We start from the raw sequence: 22800 nt of genomic DNA, 5'->3' as shown, positions 1-22800 counted from the left end.
GCCTCGCGCCTACTTCACGCTGGCGGGCTTCGTCTCGGCCGGCTTCTGATCGGCGGGCTTCGCCGCGGCGGGCTTCGTGTCCGCGGGCTGCGCGGGCTGCGCCGCGGCGGGCTGGGCGGCGGCGGGCTGGGCGGCAGCGGGCTTCGCGTCCGCCGGCTTCGCCGCGGCGGGCTGCGCGGCGGCGGGCTTCGCGTCGGAGGCCTTCGGGGCCGGGGCCGCGGCTGCGGCGCCCTTCGGCGCGGTGGCGGGCACGCCGGCCGGCTTGAGGCCCTTGGTGACGGCCGCGGCGCACGCGAGCTCGACGCCCGTGTCCTTGCCATCGAGCCGCATGATCTTGATCTCGACCCGGCGGTTCTTCTCCTTCGCCTCCTCGGTCTCGCCCGCGTCGGACGCGCAGTGCGCCCCGTAGCCGGCGGCCCGCAGCCGGTTCTTCTCGACGCCGAGCGCGGTCAGCGCCTTCACCACGGCGTCGGCGCGCTTCTTCGTGAGCGCCACGGTGGCGGCGTCGTTGCCGACCTTCTCGGAGTAGGCCGCGACCTCGACGAACTGGATCTGCGGATGGTCCTTGAAGATCTGGGCGATGTTGGCGAGGAGCTCCTGCGAGGCGGGCTCGATATCGGCCTTGCCGGCGGCGAAGGCGATCTTCGCGTTGAGCTTCACCTCATTGTTGGCGAGCTCGACCGGGGGGACGTCGGGACAACCGTCATCGTCCTTGTAATTGTTCTTGACCTCGGCCTCGTTCGGGCACTTGTCGGCCTCGGCCACGAAGCCGTCACCGTCCGGGTCGGTGGATTTACATCCGTCCTTGGCGTCCGGCGGCAGGCCGTCCTCTTTCTCGGCGACGCACTTGTCGGTGCCGTCGTCGAGCACGCCGTCCGCGTCCGCGTCCGGCGGCGGGGCCGGCGGGGCCGGCGGCGGGGTCGGCTGCGCCGGCGGCGCCGGCGGCTGCGCCTGCATCTGGGGCTCTTTCGCGCAGCCGGCGTTCGCGGCGAGCAGCGATACTGCGAATGCCATTCCAAGCCATCTCGTGGTTCGCATCTCCTGGGCTCCTCTCCTTGGCGTCCTTGATTGCGCCGAGCGCCAGCGTGTTTAGACGACTGCGCCGGAAACTGCGAGATTTAAACGCACGGCGAGGCGCGCGTCTCCCCCTCGGCGGCGCGTCGGACCCGCTCCGGAGACGACAGCACCGCTGGCGAGCCATCGAGATCGACTCCCCCGGGCGCGACGTGGCTCGCCTGGCGGGCGGAGCTAGCGTTTCTCGGGCGGGAAATCCATTTTTTCGAATGCACCACTGCGCTTCAGGTCAGGCGCCTGTGGCTTCTTCGACTTGAGCAGCGGCCTCACAGGCGCCGACAAGGTGGGCGTCGGGGCGACGTCCTGGCGGGGCGGGGGCGCGGGGCGAACGTCGGTCTCGTCCCGCGCTTTCGACTTCTTGACGGGCAGCTGCTCCTGGATCGGCCGCGGCGCCGGCGGCTTGTCCGTCGGCGCGCGGAGCCCGTCGAGCGCACGCTCGCGCGCCGCCGCGACGTCGGGCGCGGCGCCGCCTCGCGGGTCGAGCCGGTCCGCCTCGTCGAGCTGCTCGAGGCACCGGCGCCACGCCGCGTCGTCGCAGGCGCGCAGCGCCTCGGCCCTCAGGGAGCGCGCGCGCTCCAGCGGGTCGAGCCGCTCGAGCGGCGGCGGCGCCTCGACGGGCGGGGCGCTCGGCGGCGGCTCGGGCAGCGGCGCGACCTCGGGCAGGTCCCTCGTCGATCGCAGGAGCCGGACGATCACGATCGCGAGGATCGCCAGAGCCGCGGCCGCGGCGAGCTCCGCGAGCCAGCGCTCCCGCATCCACCGCCGCATCCGCGACACGCGCTGCCGCACCCGGGCGGCGGGCACCTGCTCCTCGGCGGCGATGCTCTCGAGCTTCTCTCCCTCGCCTTCGCGGGCCATCCACGAGAGCGTCTGCCGCCCGTCGCGGTTCGCCGCGGCCTGCTCCTCGGCCCAGCGCGCCAGCTCGCGCGCCTCGACGGGCGGCGGACCGACCGGCAGGTCGGGCAGCTCGGTCGCGGTCTCCCGGAACGAGCGCCGGTGGTGGTCGGCCACCTTGTGGCGCGCGATCCCGAGCAGCCATCGCCGGAGCTCCGTCGGGTCGGCCGGCCGCGCGGGCGAGGCGAGCGCCTCGCAGAGGACGGTCTGCACCACGTCGTCGACCTCGCCGCTCGGCACCCGCCGTCGCACGAACTCCTCGAGGGCGCGGCGGATCCCTGGCTCGGCCAGGGGGTTCGTCGCGGGGGGGCTGGGCTCGGTGGTCATCGTCGTGCTCATCGCCCCTGCATCGCGCGGCGGCCGCGGAGTGTGACGCGCCCGCTCGAGAATACGGCACACGTCGCTCGGGCGTCACACGCCGTGGCGCGGCGCGCGGTGCCGACCGTCGGGCATGGTCCTCCGGCCCCCTGCCGCTCGACGGCGACGAGGTTGACGAGGGCGCGGCCCGGCGGGACCTCGCCGGACGGCGCCAAGATCGTGATCACCGACGGAACGGGGGGGTGCTAGGGTACCCGGTCACATCGACGGGCTGTCCGTCGAAGATGGGGGCGCGACGGCCCGACCGCCGCCGCCCTCATGCCCGCCCGGGAGATCGTGCATGTCTCGCCGTTACTGGCTGATGAAGAGCGAGCCTCAAAAATATTCGTTCGCGCAGCTCATACGCGACGGCCAGACGATGTGGGACGGCGTCCGGAACTTCGAGGCCCGCAACAACATGCGGGCCATGAAGCCGGGGGATCTCGTGCTCTTCTATCACTCGAACGAGGGCAAGGCGGTCGCGGGCGTGGCGCGCGTCAAGCGCGAGGCGTACCCGGATCCGACCGCCGAGGCGGAGGAGGACTGGAGCGTGGTGGACATCGAGCCGGTCGCCCCGCTCAAGGTGCAGGTGACCCTTGACACGATCCGCGGCGACGAGTCGCTGGTCGAGATCGCGCTCTTGAAGAAGTCCCGGCTGAGCGTGGTCCCCGTCTCGAAGGAGCACTTCGACCGGGTGCTGAAGCTGGGCAAGACCAAGATCGCTTGACGCGGGCACCCGGGGTAACGACTAATCCCGGCGTGAACCTCCGCCCTGGAGCCCGAGCCCTCGCCCTCCTCCTCCTCTCCAGCGCCGCGTGCGGCGGCCCGCCCACGCCGTCCCCGGTCGAGGGCGAGCCGATCTGCCCCGACTTCGAGGTCGGGGCGACGCGCGCGCCGATGCGCGGCAGCCTTCGCTTCCCGGTCGCGCTGACGGTGCGCGACGGCAAGGACCCGATCACGCGCGCGACGCTCACCGGGCGCCGGTCGAAGGACGATCCGGTGAGCCGCATCCTGCTCGCCGACGAGGACGCCGAGTACGAGCTCGAGTGGGCGCAGTGCGAGAACGAGCGCGCGCCGAGGGCGCGCACGCTGTCGCGCGAGACGAAGGACGCCGCCGAGTACGCGTGCGGCAACGCGACGGTGTACAAGACCGACAAGCTCGTCACCCGGAAGGGCGACGCCGCGTCGCGCACGGTCCACTTCGCGGCCCCGCCGAAGCCGGAGTGCTGGGAGAGCGAGCTCCCGGCGGCGCCCGCTCCCTCGCCCGACGCGGGCGCCGAGCCGGCGCCGACCGACGCGTCCGCCGCCGAGCCGACGGCCGCCGACGGGGGCGCGGTCGACGCAGGCGCGGCCAGCGGGGGCGCGGTCGACGCAGGCGCGGCCAGCGGGGGCGCGGTCGACGCGGGCGCGCGCGGCGAAGGCGCCACGCCGGCGGACGCCGGCGCGCCCCGCGACGCAGGCGCGCCCCGCGACGCCGGCGCCGCGCCGCGCGACGGGGGCGCGGGCGGCGCGCCGAAGCCCCCGAGCGCCGGGGCCGGGGACGCCGGCACGCCCGCGCAGGGCAGCTAGCCTCGACCCGGGCGCTTCTTGCCGGCCGGGCGGCGCGGAACGGCCTGGATTGGAAGGCGGCGCGCACGTTCGCACGGGTCGCCGGAGGCGCCGCGACCCGCCGAAACCCGGCGGATGCACGGGTAATCCTCCCAATAAGGGCCGACGCACAGACGATCTGAGAGGGTACGTCACCGCGTGCCTACTCCGCTGTCCCGAGCGCCTCGCTCAATCCTTTCGTCTCTTCCGGGGGGCCCTCCTCAATCCAGTATTTGACGTCCTCACTGATGAAGTGGGCGGCGCGAAGCTCCTCGGGCACCAAGGGCACGCTCTCGGCCGTGACAATGCGGAATCTGTCCGCCGACTCGCGCCGGAACACGACGCGCGCCCACTGCGCCTCGTTGCGGCGCCGCCGGCGCGCCGTCAGGTGGGCGGCACCTGCGCCAGCGCAGCAAAGCGCTTTCGCACGTCCGCCACATTGGATATCCGCTGCCCGGCTCCCAGCGTCACGAAGGCCAGCGGCGCGTGGTGCAGGACGACGCCATGAGGCGGACGGAAGCTCGCCTCCCGCGCGCCCTGGCCGCTCGGGGGAGGCTCCGTCGGCCAGAGCACGTCGCCCGTCGCCGTGCGCGCCGGGATCAGCCAGAAGTCCCCCGCGCGGAGGACGCGCAGGCCCTTGTCCTTCTCGGGCCTCTCGAAGCGCACCTGCACGCCGTCCTCCAGCGGAATCCACGTCCCGAGCTGTGACAGCGTCACGGGGAGCGCGCCCGCCTCGAGCGCCTGCGCGCCGCTCGCGCCGTGATCCCAGCGGCGGAGATACGGGTGCAGGGAACGGACGCAGATCTTGGCGATCTTCGAGCCGATCACGGTCACGGTCACGTCCCGCGTCTCGGGATCGATCGCCGTCACGCGACCGAGCGCGCCCGCCTGGCGCAGGTCGTCCTGCCCCTGCTCGTGGACCGCGACGCCGCCCCGCGTCACGCCGTCGTGCACGAACTCCACGATGTCGCCCGGCGTGAGCCCGAAGCGCGCGTCCCGCCCCAGGTGAGCCACCTTCACCGTGACCGAGATCTCCTTTCCCTCCTCGACGCGATCGGGCCCGCTGTACGACTCGATGGGAAACACCACCGAGCCATTGTCGCGCGACCACTTGAACGTAAAGAGGGTCTGATCGTCCAAGGGCTCTTCGCCGGCGAAGGCGGCCTGCGACACCCCGCGGTGGATCTCCAGGCGATAGAGCTGGTTCTCGTGACCGCGATAGCGGGCCCCGGGCGCCAGCTTGCACGGGTCGCTCGAGGCGTCCTCCGCAAAGGCCCGGGCCGCGAGCCGCAGGCTGCGCCGCGACCGGAGGTGATCGCGCAGGAGCTCCTCGGCTCGCTCCGAGCGGTTCACGTCGTCACTCGTGCCGTCATCGCGCTCCAGCCGGAGCAGGTTGACCCGCCACACGACCTCCGCGCGCGTCGCCGTGTCAGGCCCGAGCAGCGCGATCTCCCGGATCGCCGGATCCTCGACGGCGTTCACATGGCGCTCCCAGACCTCGAGATAGGCGAGGAAGCTGGCGCCGTTCTGCCCCGGGCTGATGCCGGTCTCCACCCGCCGCCACTCCGGCAACGCGATCCGTATCCCGTCCACATAATAGGTGCCCTGGCTGACGAAGAAGTCGATATCTGCCTTGTCCGTGTTCGGGTTCACGCGGCTCGCTTCCACGCCGTCCGGCAGCTCCGCCGCGATCTGGAAGCCCAGGTCGCCCGCGGGGCCCCCGTGCTGTCCGATGATGTCCTTCAGCGCGAGCCGCAGCGCGCGCGTGTGGATCGCCCACTGCTCGTTCCAGTCCGCGTCGAGCTGGACGCGGCCCTGCTGCATCAGGACGCCGCTGTAGCTCCGATCGGGATCGTCACTGCTTCGCGTAAAGTCGCCTTCCATCTCGCTCACCCCGTTGGCTGATCACGTCACAAAGAAGATCCCGGCCTCGGTACCCGCGGGCACGTACTCCGAGAGCCGCGCCGCGAGCGCGTCCTCCCGCTGGGGGAGGTAAAGATCGTGGAGCGCGCCCATCTCGCCCTCGTCGTCGGCGCCGCGCGCGATCTCCCGCGCGACGTCCCGCCAGAGCTGCACGTACGCCGGATCGCCGTAGCTCCGGCTCGTCCACACCGGCCTCACGCGCTGCGCCGCGAGCTGCCGCTCCGCCTCGCCCTTGACCGCCTCCAGCGCCAGATCGGGCTGGCAGTGGTAGCGCCGCGGCGTGCGCGACCCCTCGGGCACGTAGCAGAAGCGCATGCAGCCCGGCTGCCGCCGCGCGACCTGCACCTCGCCCGAGAAGATCGAGTTCTCCGCCAGCGCGATCGCGTGCGCCATCACCCGGCCGAGCACCGTCGTCGTCCGCACCGTGAGCGCCGCGCGCGCGATCCTCCCCTCGCCGTCGCTCACCGCCTCGTCGTCGTCGTGCCCCGCGTCGACGACGCTCCCCACGATCTCCACGCGCGCCGGCTCCACGGACGCGGCCTCGCCGTGGCTCGAGACGATCACCGGCCCGAGGATCGACCGCTCGATCCGCACGTCCCCCGCCACGCCGTCGAGCACGAGGCTCGCCCCCGGCCCCGCCTCCCGCGGCTCCTCCGAGCGCCCCGCCGGCAGGAGCGTGGTGTGCCGGATCACCACCTGCTCGAGCGGGCCGCGCACGTCGACGCCGCGGCCGGCCACCAGGAGCCCGTCGAGCACGAAGCGGCTGCCGCGCTCGCCCCGCACGTGCATCGAGTCGGCGCGGTCCGCCTCCTCGTCGAGCAGGCGGATCACGGGGCGGGACCGGTCCGCCGCGCGCAGGACCAGCGTCTCGCCCGCGGGCAGCTCGATCGTCACGCGCCCGGTCTGCGCCCCGCGCGTCGCCACCTCGATGATCGACCGCGGCGGGATCGCCGGATCGTCGCGCCGCTTCGCCGTGTCCGCGCGCCACCTCGAGAGCGCGTCGCGGAGCGTCGCGCACTGCCCCGGGCCTTCCCCCACGACGTAGCACCGGTGCGCCTCCGCCGGGCCGATCAGGTCGCGGTCGTACTCCCCGCCGCCGATCGCCGCGCTGAAGCCGTAATGAAAGCCCACGCGCGCCTTGCGCACCTCGCCTGCCACCTTGAAGCGGCCGAGCTCCGGGTCGACCAGCACCGCGTCGGCGGGGACGCGGTACCGCCAGTCGGTCAGGTCCGCGGCGACGATCCGCGCCGCGGGCACCGGGGCGAGGCCCTGGCCGTCGCGATCGAGCCAGATGCACAGGCTCCGGTCCTCGCCGTAGTACCGCTCCTTGTCCCGCTCCAGCATGCCGCGCGTGAGCGGCGCCGGGACGTGCCACGGCTCGGAGAGCGTGTGCGCGTCGGGCTCGGCCTCGGGGCGCACGAAGAGCGGCGTGTCGTCGCCGAGCACGTTGAACGAGAAGCACCCGAGGCCGCCCCGCCCGATGTTCTCGTGCAGGTACGCCTGGCAGCGCGTCACCGGCCACGCCCGCAGGCGCCACACGAACACGCCCACGCTCGGGATGTTGTGCCGCCCGCGGCCGCGCGCCGACGTCGGGCGGCGGATGTCCGCCGTGTGCGCCGCCGCCCCGAACGCGCCGCCCAGGGCCTCGAGCGCGGCGCCGTCGCGGAGATCGATCGTGCGCCCGCGCTCCAGGCGCTGGTGGCGGATCGGCTGCGTGTACGAGAGCTGCCGGTAGAGCTCCACCGCGTGCGCCGGCCACCCCGCGACCATGCGCGCGAGCTCCTCGAGCAGCGGCAGCGTGCCCTTGCGACGGCGCTGCGCGAGGGTGCGGGCGATGTCGCTGCGCGGGGCGAGCGTGCGGCGGAGGAGCATGCCCTCGGCGCCCTGGACCTCGCCCGGCTCGCCCGCGCTCGCCACGGCCCGGAAGCCCACGAGATCGCCGAGGTACGGCACCACCCAGTCGTCGCAGGTCTCGATGAACCAGTTGTCGTAGAGCCGATCGAGATCCCGCTCGATCACGGAGGCCTGCTCCTCGATCACCCGCAGCAGCGTGCGCAGGGGGTGGCCCCGCTGCGCGTCGCGGAAGCGGTAGACGTAGGGCAGCAGCGCGTAGAGCCGGTCGTTCACGGGGGCGGTCATGGCGTCACCTCCTGGAGGCTCACCGCGTCGGGGAGCGAGCGCGCGAAGTAGAGGACCTGGTCGCGGGCCGCGGCGAAGCTCCACACCGGCCCGCCGCGCGCCTCCTTGAGGCGGGTGACGAGCCCCCAGAAGCGCCTGACGAGGCTCGGATCGATCGCGCGCGGCGCGCCGCCGGCGGACGGCGCCGGCGGCGCGATCTCCTCGCTGTACATCGGCCCGAACACGTCGATGTCGACCGAGCGCACCCCGGCCACCGACTGCATCACGTCCATGACCCGCGAGCGCCACGCGGGCTCCCCGATCGACCGGGCGGCCCAGCCCTGGCGCGCGTACAGGGCCTCGCGCAGCGCGGGCTCCACGCGCGACCACGTGTACCGCGGATCGAGCCCCACCCTGGCCTGCAGCGCGAGCGGTACGCCCTGCGCGACCTTCAGGTGGAGGCGCGTCGACGGATCGCCGTACCGGCGGAACGCCTCGCGCAGGTTCACGAACAGATCCGACGTCTCGTCGATGGGGACGTCCTCGTCGCCCGCGATGACGACGGTGACCGTCGCGCCGCCGTGCGGATCGGCGCCGAGCCAGGCGCTCGCCTTGTCGACGCCGGCGGAGTTGAGCGCGAAATCCGCGTGATCCTGCACCGAGACGAGGCGATCGATCGCGCGCGCGGCGATGGGGATGCGCTCGCGGATCTCGTCGCGGCCGTCGGGGTCGGCGCCCCCCGAGGCGCGGAGGGGGTTCTTCACGTCCTGCACGCCCATCGGCCGGGTCACCAGCGTCGTGATGAGCCCCGCGCCGACGTTGCCGGCCGCCCCGAGCCCCGCGCGGTACCGCGCGGTGAGGTTCTCGACCCCCGTCGGGAAGCGGGCCCCCCGGTGACCGTCGCCGCCCATCACCTCGTCGCGCCCCTCGCCGGTCGTGCGCGTCACCACCACCTCGTCGCGCGGCCCGAGCCCCGTGGGCGACCGCGCCTCCGGCCAGAGCACGCCGCTCGCGCGCACCTCCAGCGTGCTGGCCACGCCCGACGGCGTCGGCGCCGACACCCACGTGCGCGGCGGCTGCCGCAGCTCGAAGCGCTGGCTCGGCGCGGAGGCGTCGCCGCTGCCGAGCACCTCGTCGCGCGTCTCGCCGTGCGTGGCGCGGGCGACGTTGCCCCGGACCACCACCGACGCGCGCGCGTACGCGGACGAGAGGGGCTCGACGAGGTGGATGCGCGTGAACGGCGCTGTCGGGATGGGGGCGTCGTCGTCCCCTGTCGCGTCCTCGGTCGTCCTCGTCTCCGCGTACGCGACGCGCGCGAGCTCGGCCGAGGCGACCCCCGAGGCCCCCTGCACGGCGCGCTCCCCCTCGACGATCAGCCAGCGCCCCGCCTCGAGCCCGTCGATGATCCCCTCGACGTCGATGAAGCTGCCGGATACGTCGGCCTGGATCGGCTCGCCCACGAGGGCGATCGGCTCGCTCTGCACGTACACGAGCGCGCTCCGGATGGCGGTGATCTTGTTCCTGCTCTCTCCCTCGACAGGCGCCCACCACGGGGCCCCGAGCTCCAGGCGGGTCGTCTTGCCAGACAGCCCGTACGCGTAGCGCGACCGCACGGACACGCCGTCGACCCGGATCAGCTTCGTGCGGAAGTCGGCGTCGGTCGGGCCGAAGATCGAGCGCACCACGACGTGGTCTCCCGCCCGGATCGTGGGGAAATCGCCGTCGAGGAACATCACGTCGCCGTCGACGTCCTCGTCGGCCGCGGCCTCCCACTCGTCGTACGTCGTCGTCACGGGGACACCGCTGTCCTCGTTCGTCGTCACGGTCATCCGCAGCGGGGCGTTGTGGCCGAAGACCTGCGCGGTCGCGCGGAGCACGTAGGCGCCGGGCTGCTCGGGCGCCGGGGCGCCGCGCAACGCCGCCGCCAGGCTGTCGCGGAGCGCTGGGCTGTCATACGCCAGCAGGCTGAGCAGACCCGGGCGGCTCCGGAGGTACGCCACCGCCCGGCGCCACCGCTGCTCCGGCTCGCCCTCCCGGTCCGGCTCGCCGTCCCCGTCCGGCTCGCCGTCCCGGTCCGGCTCGCTGAAGAGGTGGGCGGCGTCGCCCCCGATGAAGCGCTCCTCCAGGCTGCGCGTCGGCGGCGCCGCCACCGTCGCCCGCGCCGGCTTCATGGCCGTGGTGACCGCACCGAGGTTGAAGGGGGCCGGCGCGTCACTCCAGCTCTCGGGGAAGTTGAGCCCGTCGAACAGCACCATCCGCAGCGTGGTCTGGTCGCGCGCGACGTCCGGACGGCTCGCCGCGACACGATAGATCGAGAGGAGCTCGGATTCGGAGGAGGACTCCTGCAAGACCACGACGTCGCCAGCGTGCACGTTCTGATCGATCCCCTTCAGGAAGATCTCGATCCTGCCGGTAGGCTGCGTCTTGTACGTCTCGCGCCGGATGAACAGCCCCCGCGCCTGCGCCCTCGCCGGGAGCGCGTTCCACTGCGCGCGGGCGATGAGCGGCTCGGTCGTCTCGAACGTCTGCGCGGTCTGCCCGGGCCGCGGCACCGACTGCACCTTCGTCCGCGCGGGCACCTCGCCGTCGAAGCTCTCCTGCACCGTGAACGCGAGGCGCACGCTGGCCGCCACGCCCGGCCGCGGCTCGTAGCCCGTCAGCCGGCCGAGCTCCACCACCGACCGCCGCTCCGTCGCGGTGCGCAGGTACCCCTCGTTCGCGATGCGCTCCTGGTAGAACGTCAGCACGTCGGCGACGCAGGCCCAGCCGTCGAGCAGCGCGGTCGCAGCCTCGGGCTCGCCGCCCGGCAGGAACGTCACGTGCGACTCGCCCAGGCACCCGTCGCCCGCGGGGCCCTGGCCCCCGGGCGCGACGTCGGCCGCCGCCCGGAGGGCCGAGAGCCGCGCCAGCATCGCGCTCAGGAAGGTCCCGTGCGTGCCGACGCGGTACGACAGCGTCGGCTGTCCGGGCGGGTTCTCGATCGCCTCCGGCCCGCTGGACGGGCCCCCCTCGCAGCAACCGCGGTCGTCGCTCATCGCCCCCCTCGCATCGTGATGTCGAGCACGCCGTCCTCCGGTCGCGCCGGGTCGTTGTCGAGCCGGACGATCTCCAGCGGGCCGACCGCCAGCTCGCCGGCGTCGAGCTCGCCGCGGTCGCCCTCGAACATGCGCGCGAGGCGCGTGACCTGGACGTCGAGCACGCCGGGCACCGCGTGCACCGCGGCGACGAGCGCGCTGAGCGACACCGCCTGCCCGAACGTGAGCCGGTCCGGATCGAAGAACCCGCGCGACGTCGCCGTCCCCACCAGCGCGCCCGCCACCGCCTTGCGGACGTGCGCGCGCAGGTAGCCGGGCTCCACGCACACCGTGAGCGCCACGTCCAGCGGGACGTACCGCGCCCCCGCGACGCGGAGGTCGTGGCCGATGCGCCGGTAGCGCTCGAGGCGGCGCTCCACCGCGCCGCGCAGCGCCGGGGGCGTCTCCTCGGAGCCCAGCGGATCGATGGCGACCAGCGCCTCGTACCAGCTCCCCGTCCACCGGAGGGCGCCCGCGGCGCGATGCAGCGCCGCGTGATCCCGCGCGGCGATCTCCGCGTAGTCGTCGGCCGTCACCGCGCGCTCGCGCCGCGCGCGCAGCCCCTCGGGCGCCAGGAGCCGCACGTCATCGACGGGCTCGGGCGCGGCGCCCCCCGCCGCGGGCAGCGGGTTGCGCACGCGCACGGACACGCCGCTCAGCCCCCCGCGCAGCGACACATGCGCGATCGCCTCGGCCGCCACGTTGCCCGACGGGCCGCACCCGACGCGGTAGCGCGCGACGAAGCCCATCCCCGGCTCCGGCGCGCGGCCGTTCACCCCGTCGCCGAACCGCACGTGGGCGTAGCCCTCGTCGTCGATCTCGACCGCGATGTGCGCGTCGTCGCCGCTGCTGTCGAGCAGGTCGAAGCGGGCGGTCCAGTCGATCGTCTCCAGCGCCGCGGAGCACGCGACGCACGCGGGCGGCGGCTGCGCGTCGCGGGGGCGCCGCCGGGCGACGCTCCCGCGCGGCTGCTCGGCGCCGCAGGCGGTGCAGCGCGCGCAGCGGCGCTCGTCGCCGCAGGGGGTGGACCGGAGCGAGACCACGGGCAGCGCCTCGCGCGGATCGTGGCGGAGCGCCGCGCTCGCGGGCGGCGGGACGCGGACGACGTTCCCCTGCGCGTCGAGCGCCTCCCACGCCAGGAGCGGCGCGCGGAACGTCACGGGGCGCTCGCGCAACGTCGGCCGGTACGGCCGCGCCCGCGGGCTCGTCAGCGCGGTCCTCCCCGGACCGTCGCACACCGGCGGCGCCTCGTCGCCCTCGACGCAGCCGAGGTCCTCCTCGCGAAAGCGGCCGTGGTCGACGAGGATCACGTTGCCCCGCGCGACGCTCACGTCGCGGATCGGCGCGCACCCGCGCGCGGCGTCGAGCGACGACAGGCGCAGCGGGAACGGCAGCGCGTCCTCCGCCATCCACTCGACGTCGTAGAGCGCGACCTCCTGCTGCGGGCCCTCCCCGGGCCCCGCGCCGCGCTCCGCCAGCGGGTCGCGCACCTCCGTCACGCGCGCGAGCCGCACCGGGTGGCGGTGCGCGGGATCGGCGTGCTCGGGGAGCCCCGTCGCCGGTCCGACCACCTCCTCGAGGATCAGCACGTCCCCGGGCGCGAGGAGCGGCTGCTCGCTCCGGGGGAGCGCGAGCGTGGCCCGCGTCGCGCCGCGGGGCAGGCAGCACTCCTCCCCGCCCCACGTGTAGAACGAGATGCGCCCGAGCGCCGCGCGCAGCGTGATCTCCGCCCGGTCGGTCACCGGCAGGAAGACCTCGTGGCGCTCGCCCGACGCGGCGATCTTCTCCTCGGCGACCGCCGAGGAGAGCCCGGTCACCTTCGTGTAGAACGCGACGTCCTCGGCCTTCCAGGTCACGTCCTGGTCGACGCACACGGTCACCCACGCGCGGGCGTTCGCCCCCTCGTGCATGCGGTAGTCGACCAGCCGCGCGTGGCGTCGCACGGAGATGCGCTTCCTGGCCGTCTCGAGGTACGCCTCCGTGGCGACCGCGTCCTGCTGGTAGCTCAGGTGATCGGCCGCGTACGCCATGAGCTCGACGAGCGCCACGCCCACGTCGGGCGCGTGCGTCTCGCGCCAGGCGGGCAGCGTGAGCGAGAGGCGGTCGAAGAGGAGCCGCCGGAAGCTCGCGTAGTCCTTCGCGAGGTAGTCGAGCACGGGCCCGCCCCCGCCGGCGTCCGCGCGCGGCGCCCGCGCGCCCTCGCAGTCGATGTCCGCCGGGCAGTCGAGCTTGAAGCTGAAGCTCGCCCGGTCGTACCTCGGATCGACGCCGTCCGGGAGCGAGCGGTCCCGGTCGGCGTCGCGCACGAGGCGCACCGTGTACGTCGACGGGTCGCCCTCGGCGTCGAGCTGCAGCGCCACCGCGGGGTCGGCCTCGTCGCCCCGGACGCGCGCGAGGCTGACCACCCGGATGCCCGTCACGCGCCGCCCGCCCTCGATGACGAACGACCGCGCGGTGATCCCCTGCGGCAGCGGGCCGAGCAGGTGCACGGTCAGCGTCGGCGCGGGCGCGCGCGCGTAGTCCACGTAATCGATGCCCGTGAGGCGCGGCGCCTTCCGGACGCGCGCCCGGCGGTCGCTCGATCGGCAGCGGAGCGCGTCGCTCATGGCCCGACGCTCCAGGTGAAGGTCTCGGCCCTGCGCTCGCCGGTCCTGCGGCGCGCGTAGCTCACGGTGACCCGCAGCGCGCCGTCGTCGGCGGTGACCTCGACGGCCTGCGGCTCGATGATGTCGCCGAGCCAGCGGAGGATCGACGCCTGCACGGTGAACTGCACGCCCGCCGCGAGCTCGAGGCTGTTCGGCTCGAACACCTGGCGCAACAGCCCGCAGCCGAAATCGGGGCGGTTCACGCGCTCGCCGGGGCTCGTGAGCAGGAGCTGCTCGAGCATGTCGCGCACGTGGTCGTCGTCGTCGGTGGTCGCCGCGGCGCCGCGCGGATCGAACCGAAACGGGTGATCGATGTTCATCTACTTCCCCCTCGCGCGCGTCTGCGTCACCGCCGTGCAGAGGCCCTGCGCGATCTGCTCGGCGCTCTTGCAGAGGCCCTGGCTCGATTGCAGCAGCGCGAACGAGCCGTTCACCTTCACCCGGGTCGCGGGCCTGCTCCACTGGATCGTCACGCACGGCTGGGGCTTGGTCGTCGCCCCCGCGGGCACCTGGAACGGACAGCCCGCGATCTGCCACCCATCGACCGCCGTTGCGACGGCCATGCCGCTCACCTTCACGCGCGTGTTGGTCGACGCGTCGCTCGCCTTCGCGAGGTGAGGGCAGGTCACCTGGGCGTTGACGTGCAGGAGGGGATTGCCCATGTCACGTCACCTCCAGCGCGTTGCCGTTGATGGCGGTCGTGTTGCCCGACAGCTCGATCGTCGCGCACACCAGCGGCTTGGCGCCGGGCGTGGGCTCGTTCGTGAGCTTGAGGCTCGTCCCGTCGATCTTCACGCGGGCGCGCGGCACGAGGGCCGAGACGTGCTCGATCTTGAGCGAGTCGTCCTCGACCGTGATCACCCACGATCCGACCTTGAGCACCTTCTTGGCGGGATCGATGCCGTTGAGCGGCGCGAGCGACGCCCTGATGGCCGCCAGCGCGGTCTCGTCCGCCGGGAAGAAGCACCCCGTCCAGATCGGCCGCTCGGGGTCGCCGTGCTCGAACTCGGCCCACACCCAGGCGTCCTTCGGAGGAATCAGGAAGAGCCCGACGCCCTCGCCGGGCGTCAGGCTCGGGGACGCGTACGGGAACGACGGGAGCGCCCAGCCCGAGACGTTCGTCCCGAGCACGTCGGGGATGATGAGCTGGAGCCGCCCGAGCTTGTAATCGTCCTTGTTGCTGTGGACCCGCGCGCGGTACTTGCCCCAGAACTGTCGTCGCGACTCCGTCATGGCATGACCACCGGGATGGGCGAGATGAACCCGCTCCGCTTGAGGGTGAACTGCTGCTTGTACTCGCCGCGCTGGAGCCGGTGCGTCACCTGCTCGACGGCGTAGAGGCCGTCCCACGTGAGGCCCATCCCGCGGACGCCGACGAGCCTGCGCGTGCGCAGCACCGAGCGGTAACGCACGCCGTCGACCTCGCCCGACACCCGGACCGGATCGCTCCCGCGCGCCGCCGACGCGAAGCCCTCGAGCGCGGCCTGGACCGGGCTCAGGCCGGCGGTGTTGCGCGCGAGCGTCCTCCGCATCGGCGCCGCGGGGCGCACCACCGGTGGGACGGCGAGGAGCTGCGGGACCGGGATCGGGATCTCGACGCCCGTGTTGGGCTCCGTGACGGTCACCACGGGGGTCGACGCGCTCAGCGCGTCGAAGCGCCCCTGGAGCGCGCCTTCCGACGATCGGTGGCTGTCCATGCCGACGTTGATCGCCGGCTGGACGCTCGTCGGCGCGTCGGGGCCCCAGTAGGCGCGCGACACGCCCGGCAGCATCGGCTCGACGTAGAACACGAAGCCGTTGCGCGAGGCCAGGTGGCGGACGTGCGCGAGGTCGGTGCCGTGCTGCGACGGCATGCGCTGCGTCGACAGGGGGATGTCGGCGGTGGGCGTGATCGCCGGCACGATCTGGAAGCGCGCCATGTACGGCGCGAGGATCTCCGTGACGATCGCGGCGTCGGGGCGGAGCTCGAAGGTGCGGTTCTTCTCCTCGAGGTCCATCATCAGGGTCAGGTCCTCGCCGGTGACGTGGAGGGTCGACTGCCCGGGCTCCGGCGACGCGCTGAACTGCACGTCGGTGATGATCCCGTCGATCAGCACCTCGGGCATCGCGCCCATCAGGAGCGACACGACGATGCGGCTCGGCGGCTCGAGGATGCCGCTGGCGACGAGCGACGCGTCGATCGGGGTGTCGTGGCCCACCGCGAAGGTGAGCTGGAAGCCGTCGCGGCCGTCGTTGCTCATCCTCACCTCGACGGAGCGCAGCGCCTCCGCCACCGGGAACGGCGCCGGCAGCGGGAGCGTGGGCCCGACCTGGAGGAGGACCTGGATCCCGAGGACGTCGAGCAACATCGTCACGGACCCTGGGGCAGCGGGATCACGATCGTCCGGCCGACGCGCTCGGTGAGCTCGTCGGGCCGCACGGCGCCGTTGGCGTCGCACACGCGCCAGAACTGCTCCGGATCGCCCAGGTGGCGCGCGGTGATGTTGTCGAGCCGGTCGCCCGCCGCCACCACGTGCTCGGCCAGCGCGACCGGCGGGGCGCGCGGGATGAAGCGCCTCCGCACGTAGAGCACCGTGCGCCCGTCGGGGGCCGTCCACTCGGCCCGTTCCAGGTTGTAGTACCGGCTCGTTCGCTGGAGCATCGTCGCGCCTCCTTCAGAACAGCTTCAGGGACGTCCCCGCGTTGGCGATCGACCAACCGGTGTTGGTCACCGCCAGCGCCTCCTTCGTGATCTGGTGCACCAGGAAGAGCGCCCACCCGGGGTTGGTCGGGTGCAGGTCGTAGTAGCTGAGCACGTGCATCGAGAGATCGACCTTCGCCCGCACCGGGTTGAGCAGGTTGTCGTGGGCCTCCTCGGTGATCGTCATCTCGGTGATGCGCACCGGGACGACGCGGGTCGGCCCCCACACGAACAGCGTCAGCGGCGCCTCGGGCGCGATGAAGTTGATGATCCCGGCCTGGATGGTCGCCATGTTGGCGATCACGAACGCGCTCTTCGGGTAGAGCAGCATCTCCAGCGCGGCGAGCGGCGCGTGCACCCCGACGGCGGACGCCGCGCCCCCGGCCTGGTCCGCGGCGTCGACCTCGATGTTGACGCTGATGGTCTCCTGCGGCGGCCCGCCGAGCCGCTGCGCGTCCGACCGCGCCCCCGCGTCGCCGCCGCCCGCGCGGCCCGAGCGCGCCTGGAGCCGCCGCGTGATGGTGTCGGGGTTGTACTGGAACACCACCACGCTCGCGAGCGGGTTCCACTTGTCCATCCCGATGATGGCGCCCTTGAGCATCCGCGGAGAGATCGGCGTGCCGCTCACGGTCGCCCCCGCGGCGCGGCGGCCTGCGCGATGGCCTCGCCGATCCCCCTCCACGCGCTCCCCGAGCCGCGCGGATCCGGCGTGTGGGTCGCGCGCAGGAGCGGCGCGTCCTGCGAGAACGCGCGCGGCGCCCTGCCCTCGGAGAACGAGGCAGCGATGCCCGCGCGCACCTCGTCCGCGAGCGCCGCGACGTCCGCGCCCTCGGGCGCGTCGATGACGATCTTGTCGATGCGAATGATCATCCTGGGAGACGTCACACCCACCCCCCGATCTCGGCCGCGGACACCGACTTCTCGATGCGCGCGCACTCGTCCCTCGCCGCCATGAAGAGGTGCGCCATCCGGACGGGCGCGCGCTCGGCCGCGGCCAGGAAGGCCGCGTGGAGCGCGATGTTGCGGATGCTGGCGCCCGTCGCCTCGAGGCGCGCGAGGCGGTCGACGTCGAGGCCCTCGCGCGGCGCGGCGGCCGGCAGCGCGCGCCGCCACATCTCCCGGCGCTCGGCCGCGCCCGGGAACGGGAACGCCACGACGAAGCGCAGCCGCCGCAGGAACGCCGTGTCGAGCGACTGCTTGGCGTTCGTCGTCAGGATCGCGAGGCCCCGGAACGCCTCCATGCGCTGGAGCAGGTAGCCGACCTCGATGTTGGCGTAGCGATCGTGGCTGTCCTTGACCTCGGTGCGCTTGCCGAAGATGGCGTCGGCCTCGTCGAAGAGGAGCACCGCGCCGCCGCGGTCGGCCGCGTCGAAGATGCTCCGCAGGTTCTTCTCGGTCTCGCCGATGTACTTGCTCACCACCTGGCTCAGATCGACCCGCACCAGATCGAGGCCGAGCCGCCCCGCGATCACCTCTGCCGCCAGCGTCTTGCCCGTGCCGCTCGGCCCGTGGAAGAGCGCCGTCACCCCGAGGCCCCGCGCCTCGCGCCGCAGGAAGCCCCAGTCCTCGAGCACCGTGCGTCGGTAGCGCACGTGCAGCTCCAGCTGCCGGAGGATCTCCGACTGGGCCTCGGGGAGCACGAGGTCCTCGCGGCGGGCGACCGGCACGCTCACGTGCGCCAGCCCCTCGTAGCGCCCGCGGTTCGCCGCGCGCAGGCGCCGGCGGAGCGGGTGCTCTTCGGCCGGGTCCGCGGTCTCCCCCGCCTCCACCCGGCAGCGCCACTCGTCCGCGACGCGCGCGATCTCCTCGGGCTCCGGGCGGAACTCGCTGACCAGATCGTCGAGCACGTCCTCGGCCACCGCGGCGCCGCCGAGCGCCTCCACCCAGATCGCGCGCTGGCCCGCCGCGTCGAGCGCCGGGAGCGCCACGCTCACCGTCGGCCCCTCCAGCCCGAGCTCGCCCCCGACCGAGACCACCACCGGGTGATCGCTCCCCTGCGCGAGCGAGCGCGCCGCCGCGATCCGCTCGGCGGAGCTGCCCGGCGCGGCCTCGAGCAGGAGCCCGCCGCCGCGCAGCATGAGCTCCCGGCGCACGAGCGCGACGAAGAGCTCGCGCTCGGCGGGCTGCGCCGGCACGTCGCCGACGCGCGCGACGAGCGGCGCCGCGCGCCTCGCCCGGAGGGCCGCGCACGCGACCGCGGCGCGCGACGCCGCGCTCCCGCCGCTCACGACCACGACGGGGGCCGACGGCGCCTCCAGGCAGCGGGCGATCTCCTCGACGGCGCCTCGGTACCGCGCGGGGACGCGGGCGCCCTCCGGGATCGTCACGACGCCCCGCAGGCGCTCGTCGAGCGAGGTCACGCCCGCGATCTCGTGGAGGATGCGCTCGTCGATGCGCAGGGCGGCGTCGGTGATGCCCCCCTCCTGCAGCGTGACGAGCTGCCACCTCCGCAGCGCCGCCTCGGGGCTGAGGGCGCTCCAGTCGGCGTTCGGCAGCACCCAGAGCGCGAGCCCGAACGAAGCGTGGCGCCGGCGCGGATCGCCGTGCAGCGCCCCGCACGCCTGGCCCACGGCGCCGGCGAGCTCCACCGCCGCGACGAGGAGCAGCACCTCGTATTCGAACGGGCTCAGATCGAAGACCCGCCGGATCCGCTCGAGCGCCGCGGGGACGGGCATCGCCTGCGCGAGCTCCCGGAGCTGCCGCGCGGCCTCGTCCCCCGCGCCGTCCGGCGGCGCCTTGTCGTCGATCCGCCGCGCCGCGTCGGTGAGGCGCGCCTGCACCAGCCGCACCGCCGCGGAGACGTAGCGCTGGTTGGCGTCGATCCAGGCGCTCCCGGCGCCGGCGCCCGCGCCGTCCATCACGCCACCACCTCGACGAAGGGCGACGCCACGGCGCCCGGCGCGGTCGGGTCGGGCGGGTCCGTGAGCGCGCTGGTCGCCCGGTCGACCTCCACGCGCACCGGGTGACGGCCGGCGCCGACGGCCGCGGGCAGCGTCACCTCGATGGTCGAGAACTCCGTCGGCCCCCCGGGCGACGGCGCCGGCGGGGCCCACGCGGCGGCGTGCCTGCCGACGATCACGCGCACGGCCTGCGCGCGCCCCACCGGGGGCTCGACCGCGAGCGAGAGCGCGCCGCCGACCGTGGCGGCGAGCGGCGAGGCGCTCGTGATGGCCGGCGCGAGCACGAACGGCAGCGCGTTCGACTCGAGCTCGAACGGGCGCGCCTCGCCGGCGTTGTCGAACGCGTGGGTGACGAGCGCCTGCGCCACGTGGACGCCGGCGCGCAGGTCGTCGGGGACGGCGACCACGACCTCCGCGTCGTCCGCGGAGATCGCCGCGACGGGATCGAGGGGGCCGAGGCGCACGCGCGTCGACGCGCCGCGGAGCGCGGCGCCGGCGAGTGTGAGGCGCGCGCGGCCCCCCGCGACCGTGCGCGGCGTCAGCTGGGGGCTCACCGCGGTGAGGGACGGCGGCCGCGGCGCGCCCGAGTAGATGCCGCGCTCGCGCACCGGCGGGCGGGGCGCCGGGGTGAGCGGCGCCTCGAGCAGCAGCACCGATGCCTGCACCCCGACGGAGAGCTGGTACGGCGTCTGGAAGAACACCGACCAGAGCTTGGAGAGCTCCTCCAGGTTCATCGCGGCGAGCGAGAAGCGCACCCGCTCGACCTGCTGCGCGAGGTCCGCCTGGCGCAGGTAGCTCCCGGGCGCGGCGTTCATCACGATCGCGTCGATCTTCTCCGCGGTGAGCTCGGCGCGCGCGTGGAGGCCCGACAGCGCGACGCCCATGATGCGCTGCGGCTCGAGCGACGTCTCGTCGCCCGTGAACGTGAGGAGGTAGTGCAGGTCGAGCGCGAGCTGCGGCCGCCGGATCAGCTCGCCGCTCGCCCGCCGCGTCGGCAGATCGGCGTTCCTCAGGGCGACGTTCGGCGTCACCTGGTAGAGGAACGCGTTCACCCCGCGCGCGCCCGCGTCGAGCGTGTGAGGCCGCACGGAGGTCACGACCGCGCCGGCGACGCTGACGTCTCCCGCCTCGAGGAAGGCATCGGAGAGCAGGGCCTTCAGGCCTTCCGTGGCGACCGCGATGGCGATTCCGTTGCTCACTGTCCCTCACCCCTGCTCGCGTCGCCGGAGATACTCGCCGAGGTCGACCACCGGACGAGGCGGCGCCGCGGCGCTGCGCGGCGCCGCGCGAGGCGCCGGCGCGACGCGCACCTCGATGCGGCCGATCGAGACCTCGACCGTCGGCCCAGCGCCGCTCGCCTCGGCCGCCGGCGGGCCGGGCGGCGGCGAGGGCCTCCCGTGCGCCCCGGGCGCCTCCCCATCCCCTGTCCGCGCCCCTGGGGTGGCGCGTTCGCCGTCGGGACCGCGCTCGCCCGCCCACGGGGCGGGGCGCGCCAGCGGCCGCCCGTCCGCGGACCACGCCCCTCCGGCGCGCGTGCGCCGCGCCGCCGGGCGTCGATCCAGGAGCGCCTCCGCGTCGATCGGCGCCACGGACGACCATGTCCCGGCGCCGGATTCCCCTGTCGCTCCAGGCGGCGGCGCCTCCACGGCGATGTCGGCGAGCGCCTGCCCCGCGACGCGCGGCTCGCGCTGCGGCGCCAGGCGGCCCTCGCCGGACGGCGGCGCGGCGCGCCCCTCGACGGGCGGCGGTGCCGCGAGGCGATCTCCGCGCGGCGCCGGCTTCGCCAGCGGCGCCGCGGCGGGCTCGCGTCCGGCCGGCGCCTCGGCGCGCGCGCGCCCCCCTGGCGCGGCGGGCTCGATCGCGGCGGGCGCGGCCGACGCGGGCGGGTGCGCGCCGCTCCCGAGGAGGCCGCTCGCCGGCGCGCGCGGGCCCGGCGGCATCGCCTCCTCCGCGCGCGCAGCGCCGTCGGACGCGCGACCGACCGAATCGACCGGGGCGGCGAGCGCCGTCGGCTCCTCGAAGGAACGCGCTCCCGGCGCCGCGGCTGCCGCGGCGCGCGGCGCGGGTCCGCGCGCCGCCGGGTGCAGCGGGAGCGCGCTCGGCGCGCCCGTCGCCTCGTCGGTCGCGCGCCCCGCGGGATCGGCCACGGCGGCGTGCGCCGTCCGGTCGTCCCACGCCTCTGCGCCCGGGTCGGGCGCCGTGATCGCGGGCGTGAACGGGCGCACGACCGCGCGCTCCCCGCGCGTGTGCTGCACGAGCCGCGAGAGGTAGCCGCTCATCGCCCCACCATCTGGAGGTACGCCTCCCGGCGGCGCCCGGACATCGCGAGGATGTCCGCCTCGCGCCAGCCGTAGCTGCGGGCCAGGGTGTGGACCTCGTACACGAGCCGCCGCGCCCTCGCCGTCACCTCGCGAAAGAGGAACTCCCCCGCGTCGAACGCCAGCACCCACCGGTGCTCGCACCGCGCGCAGGCGAGCTCGATGAGCGTCTCGGCGTTCTCGTCCATCGCCGCGAGCGCGTCGCCGACCCGGGCGAGCACGGCCTCCGGGAGCGCGGCCGGGTCGCACGGCTGCCCGCCGCGCGAGGCCGACAGGACGCAGCGGCGGACGAGCACGCGCAGCGCCTCGTCGGCGTCGTGGCACCAGGTGAGCGCCGCCTGATCGCGGCTGTCGGGCACCCGCACGACGAGCTCGTGGTCGAGGACCGTGAGCGCCACGGGCTCGCGGGGCGCCTCCGGGGCCGCGAGGATGGCGTCGATCGGCGGATCCACCTGGTACACCTCCCCGCAGCCGGGGCACTCGCCCACCCCCTCGCATCGCGGCCCGAACGTGTGCACCCGCAGGGCCGCGGCGCGGCGCTCGCGCTCGCCGATCGGCAGCGCGGCGAGCGCCTCGGGGGCGTCGTGCGGCCACCCTGCCTGGAGCATCGCGAGCGCGCGATCCACCGGGTGCAGCGAGGCGCACCGCTCCCACAGCTGGAGCACGTCGACGGCCGTGAGCGCGCGCACGATCACCTCGGGGTCGCGTCGGGTTCCTTCGGCTCCGTGACGCTCTCGTCGAGCTCCCAGCCCTCGTTCTCGATCTTGATGTGCTCGAGCGCGACGGCGTTCGCGTTGGCGTCGAGATCCGGGAGCGCCTGGTACTCCGACACCCAGCAGCGATAGACCTTGTAGGCGAGCACCTTCTGTCCGGACTCGTTGTAGAGCTCGATGATGATGTCCTTGCGGAAGTTGCCGAGCCCCATCTGCTCCGGGGAGCTGCCGACGACGTTGAACGCCTGCGCCGCGCGGGCCCAGTTCTGGAACTCCTTGTCGTGCGTCACGCCGCGCTCGAGCGTGATCGCCTCGTACTCGGTGCGGCCCGGCGACTTGCGGCTGCTGGAGAAGTCGCCGCCGTCGCGGTGCTTGACCACCTCCGTCGTCCGCTTGAGCGCGCCGACCTTGCTCACGCCCGCGACGACGTCGTTGCCGAAGCGCACCCGAAACTTGAAGTTCTTGTAGGGATCGAGCCGATTGGGATTCTGGGTGAACTGCGCCATGACGCCCCTCC

20 protein-coding genes are annotated in these 22800 nt (G+C 74.4%); 2 read left to right on the top strand and 18 right to left on the bottom strand.

The window, feature by feature from the left end; all coding sequences use genetic code 11:
• Positions 1 to 9: 9 nt before the first annotated feature.
• Both WMF33_RS20795 and WMF33_RS20790 read right to left on the bottom strand, forming a co-directional pair.
• Positions 10 to 1014, bottom strand: a complete 1005-nt coding sequence (locus WMF33_RS20795) for an OmpA family protein (protein ID WP_437338775.1) — start codon at positions 1012 to 1014, stop codon at positions 10 to 12.
• A gap of 234 nt (positions 1015 to 1248) precedes the next feature.
• Positions 1249 to 2295 (bottom strand): RNA polymerase sigma factor, encoded by a 1047-nt coding sequence (locus tag WMF33_RS20790; RefSeq protein ID WP_437338774.1) that lies wholly within the window; start codon positions 2293 to 2295, stop codon positions 1249 to 1251.
• Between the two features lie 331 nt (positions 2296 to 2626).
• On the opposite strand from WMF33_RS20790, the gene WMF33_RS20785 reads away from it, so the two are divergent.
• Complete coding sequence (locus WMF33_RS20785; RefSeq protein ID WP_437338773.1) at positions 2627 to 3052, top strand: EVE domain-containing protein; 426 nt, start codon at positions 2627 to 2629, stop codon at positions 3050 to 3052.
• 32 nt (positions 3053 to 3084) lie between these two features.
• A complete protein-coding gene (locus WMF33_RS20780) occupies positions 3085 to 3894 on the top strand; it encodes a hypothetical protein (RefSeq protein WP_437338772.1) in 810 nt (269 codons plus the stop codon).
• A 402-nt stretch (positions 3895 to 4296) separates the two neighbouring features.
• On the opposite strand, the gene WMF33_RS20775 is transcribed toward WMF33_RS20780, so the two are convergent.
• From WMF33_RS20775 to WMF33_RS20700, 16 genes are read right to left on the bottom strand one after another with little or no spacing between them, the layout of a single operon-like run.
• Positions 4297 to 5796: a DUF6519 domain-containing protein gene (locus WMF33_RS20775; protein WP_437338771.1), complete on the bottom strand. Its 1500-nt coding sequence runs from the start codon at positions 5794 to 5796 to the stop codon at positions 4297 to 4299.
• Between the two features lie 21 nt (positions 5797 to 5817).
• On the bottom strand, positions 5818 to 7974 hold the full coding sequence (locus tag WMF33_RS20770; RefSeq protein WP_437338770.1) for a hypothetical protein: 2157 nt from the start codon (positions 7972 to 7974) through the stop codon (positions 5818 to 5820).
• Positions 7971 to 10988, bottom strand: a complete 3018-nt coding sequence (locus tag WMF33_RS20765; protein WP_437338769.1) for a baseplate J/gp47 family protein — start codon at positions 10986 to 10988, stop codon at positions 7971 to 7973. Before WMF33_RS20765 ends, WMF33_RS20770 begins: the two co-directional genes overlap by 4 nt.
• Positions 10985 to 13633 (bottom strand): putative baseplate assembly protein, encoded by a 2649-nt coding sequence (locus WMF33_RS20760; RefSeq protein ID WP_437338768.1) that lies wholly within the window; start codon positions 13631 to 13633, stop codon positions 10985 to 10987. Before WMF33_RS20760 ends, WMF33_RS20765 begins: the two co-directional genes overlap by 4 nt.
• Positions 13630 to 13992 carry a GPW/gp25 family protein gene (locus WMF33_RS20755; RefSeq protein ID WP_437338767.1) on the bottom strand — a complete coding sequence of 121 codons (363 nt, stop codon included), beginning with the start codon at positions 13990 to 13992 and terminating at the stop codon, positions 13630 to 13632. The genes WMF33_RS20760 and WMF33_RS20755 overlap by 4 nt, the downstream gene beginning before the upstream one ends.
• Positions 13993 to 14334, bottom strand: a complete 342-nt coding sequence (locus WMF33_RS20750; protein ID WP_437338766.1) for a hypothetical protein — start codon at positions 14332 to 14334, stop codon at positions 13993 to 13995.
• 1 nt (position 14335) lies between these two features.
• Positions 14336 to 14905 (bottom strand): phage baseplate assembly protein V, encoded by a 570-nt coding sequence (locus WMF33_RS20745; protein ID WP_437338765.1) that lies wholly within the window; start codon positions 14903 to 14905, stop codon positions 14336 to 14338.
• A complete protein-coding gene (locus WMF33_RS20740) occupies positions 14902 to 16020 on the bottom strand; it encodes a hypothetical protein (protein ID WP_437339505.1) in 1119 nt (372 codons plus the stop codon). The genes WMF33_RS20745 and WMF33_RS20740 overlap by 4 nt, the downstream gene beginning before the upstream one ends.
• 2 nt (positions 16021 to 16022) lie before the next feature.
• Positions 16023 to 16313: a LysM domain-containing protein gene (locus WMF33_RS20735; RefSeq protein WP_437338764.1), complete on the bottom strand. Its 291-nt coding sequence runs from the start codon at positions 16311 to 16313 to the stop codon at positions 16023 to 16025.
• A 13-nt stretch (positions 16314 to 16326) separates the two neighbouring features.
• Positions 16327 to 16980, bottom strand: coding sequence for a hypothetical protein (locus WMF33_RS20730; RefSeq protein WP_437338763.1), 654 nt, complete (start codon positions 16978 to 16980; stop codon positions 16327 to 16329).
• Complete coding sequence (locus WMF33_RS20725) at positions 16977 to 17222, bottom strand: hypothetical protein (protein WP_437338762.1); 246 nt, start codon at positions 17220 to 17222, stop codon at positions 16977 to 16979. The genes WMF33_RS20730 and WMF33_RS20725 overlap by 4 nt, the downstream gene beginning before the upstream one ends.
• Positions 17223 to 17233: 11 nt before the next feature.
• On the bottom strand, positions 17234 to 19210 hold the full coding sequence (locus WMF33_RS20720) for an ATP-binding protein (RefSeq protein ID WP_437338761.1): 1977 nt from the start codon (positions 19208 to 19210) through the stop codon (positions 17234 to 17236).
• On the bottom strand, positions 19210 to 20451 hold the full coding sequence (locus tag WMF33_RS20715) for a DUF4255 domain-containing protein (RefSeq protein WP_437338760.1): 1242 nt from the start codon (positions 20449 to 20451) through the stop codon (positions 19210 to 19212). Before WMF33_RS20715 ends, WMF33_RS20720 begins: the two co-directional genes overlap by 1 nt.
• 6 nt (positions 20452 to 20457) lie before the next feature.
• Entirely contained in the window at positions 20458 to 21531 is a 1074-nt protein-coding gene (locus WMF33_RS20710) for a hypothetical protein (protein WP_437338759.1), read from the bottom strand.
• Positions 21528 to 22259 carry a phage baseplate protein gene (locus WMF33_RS20705; protein WP_437338758.1) on the bottom strand — a complete coding sequence of 244 codons (732 nt, stop codon included), beginning with the start codon at positions 22257 to 22259 and terminating at the stop codon, positions 21528 to 21530. The genes WMF33_RS20710 and WMF33_RS20705 overlap by 4 nt, the downstream gene beginning before the upstream one ends.
• 2 nt (positions 22260 to 22261) lie before the next feature.
• Positions 22262 to 22789 carry a phage tail protein gene (locus WMF33_RS20700; protein WP_061624199.1) on the bottom strand — a complete coding sequence of 176 codons (528 nt, stop codon included), beginning with the start codon at positions 22787 to 22789 and terminating at the stop codon, positions 22262 to 22264.
• Positions 22790 to 22800: the final 11 nt, after the last annotated feature.

The organism is Sorangium sp. So ce394 (genome assembly GCF_051474665.1).
Taxonomy (GTDB): domain Bacteria; phylum Myxococcota_A; class Polyangia; order Polyangiales; family Polyangiaceae; genus Sorangium; species Sorangium cellulosum_D.
Note: the sequence above shows the minus strand (reverse complement) of the source record. Positions and strands in the feature narration are given on the sequence as shown.

Bases quoted from the DNA above. Each gene is read 5' to 3' on its own strand.
- WMF33_RS20735 (WP_437338764.1), bottom strand. From the start codon at position 16,313: ATGCTCCAGCGAACGAGCCGGTACTACAACCTGGAACGGGCCGAGTGG.
- WMF33_RS20770 (WP_437338770.1), bottom strand. From the start codon at position 7,974: ATGACCGCCCCCGTGAACGACCGGCTCTACGCGCTGCTGCCCTACGTC.
- WMF33_RS20775 (WP_437338771.1), bottom strand. From the start codon at position 5,796: ATGGAAGGCGACTTTACGCGAAGCAGTGACGATCCCGATCGGAGCTAC.
- WMF33_RS20750 (WP_437338766.1), bottom strand. From the start codon at position 14,334: ATGGGCAATCCCCTCCTGCACGTCAACGCCCAGGTGACCTGCCCTCAC.
- WMF33_RS20740 (WP_437339505.1), bottom strand. From the start codon at position 16,020: ATGTTGCTCGACGTCCTCGGGATCCAGGTCCTCCTCCAGGTCGGGCCC.
- WMF33_RS20795 (WP_437338775.1), bottom strand. From the start codon at position 1,014: ATGGCATTCGCAGTATCGCTGCTCGCCGCGAACGCCGGCTGCGCGAAA.
- WMF33_RS20755 (WP_437338767.1), bottom strand. From the start codon at position 13,992: ATGAACATCGATCACCCGTTTCGGTTCGATCCGCGCGGCGCCGCGGCG.
- WMF33_RS20710 (WP_437338759.1), bottom strand. From the start codon at position 21,531: ATGAGCGGCTACCTCTCGCGGCTCGTGCAGCACACGCGCGGGGAGCGC.
- WMF33_RS20785 (WP_437338773.1), top strand. From the start codon at position 2,627: ATGTCTCGCCGTTACTGGCTGATGAAGAGCGAGCCTCAAAAATATTCG.
- WMF33_RS20760 (WP_437338768.1), bottom strand. From the start codon at position 13,633: ATGAGCGACGCGCTCCGCTGCCGATCGAGCGACCGCCGGGCGCGCGTC.
- WMF33_RS20725 (WP_437338762.1), bottom strand. From the start codon at position 17,222: ATGATCATTCGCATCGACAAGATCGTCATCGACGCGCCCGAGGGCGCG.
- WMF33_RS20700 (WP_061624199.1), bottom strand. From the start codon at position 22,789: ATGGCGCAGTTCACCCAGAATCCCAATCGGCTCGATCCCTACAAGAAC.
- WMF33_RS20720 (WP_437338761.1), bottom strand. From the start codon at position 19,210: ATGGACGGCGCGGGCGCCGGCGCCGGGAGCGCCTGGATCGACGCCAAC.
- WMF33_RS20765 (WP_437338769.1), bottom strand. From the start codon at position 10,988: ATGAGCGACGACCGCGGTTGCTGCGAGGGGGGCCCGTCCAGCGGGCCG.
- WMF33_RS20790 (WP_437338774.1), bottom strand. From the start codon at position 2,295: ATGACCACCGAGCCCAGCCCCCCCGCGACGAACCCCCTGGCCGAGCCA.
- WMF33_RS20745 (WP_437338765.1), bottom strand. From the start codon at position 14,905: ATGACGGAGTCGCGACGACAGTTCTGGGGCAAGTACCGCGCGCGGGTC.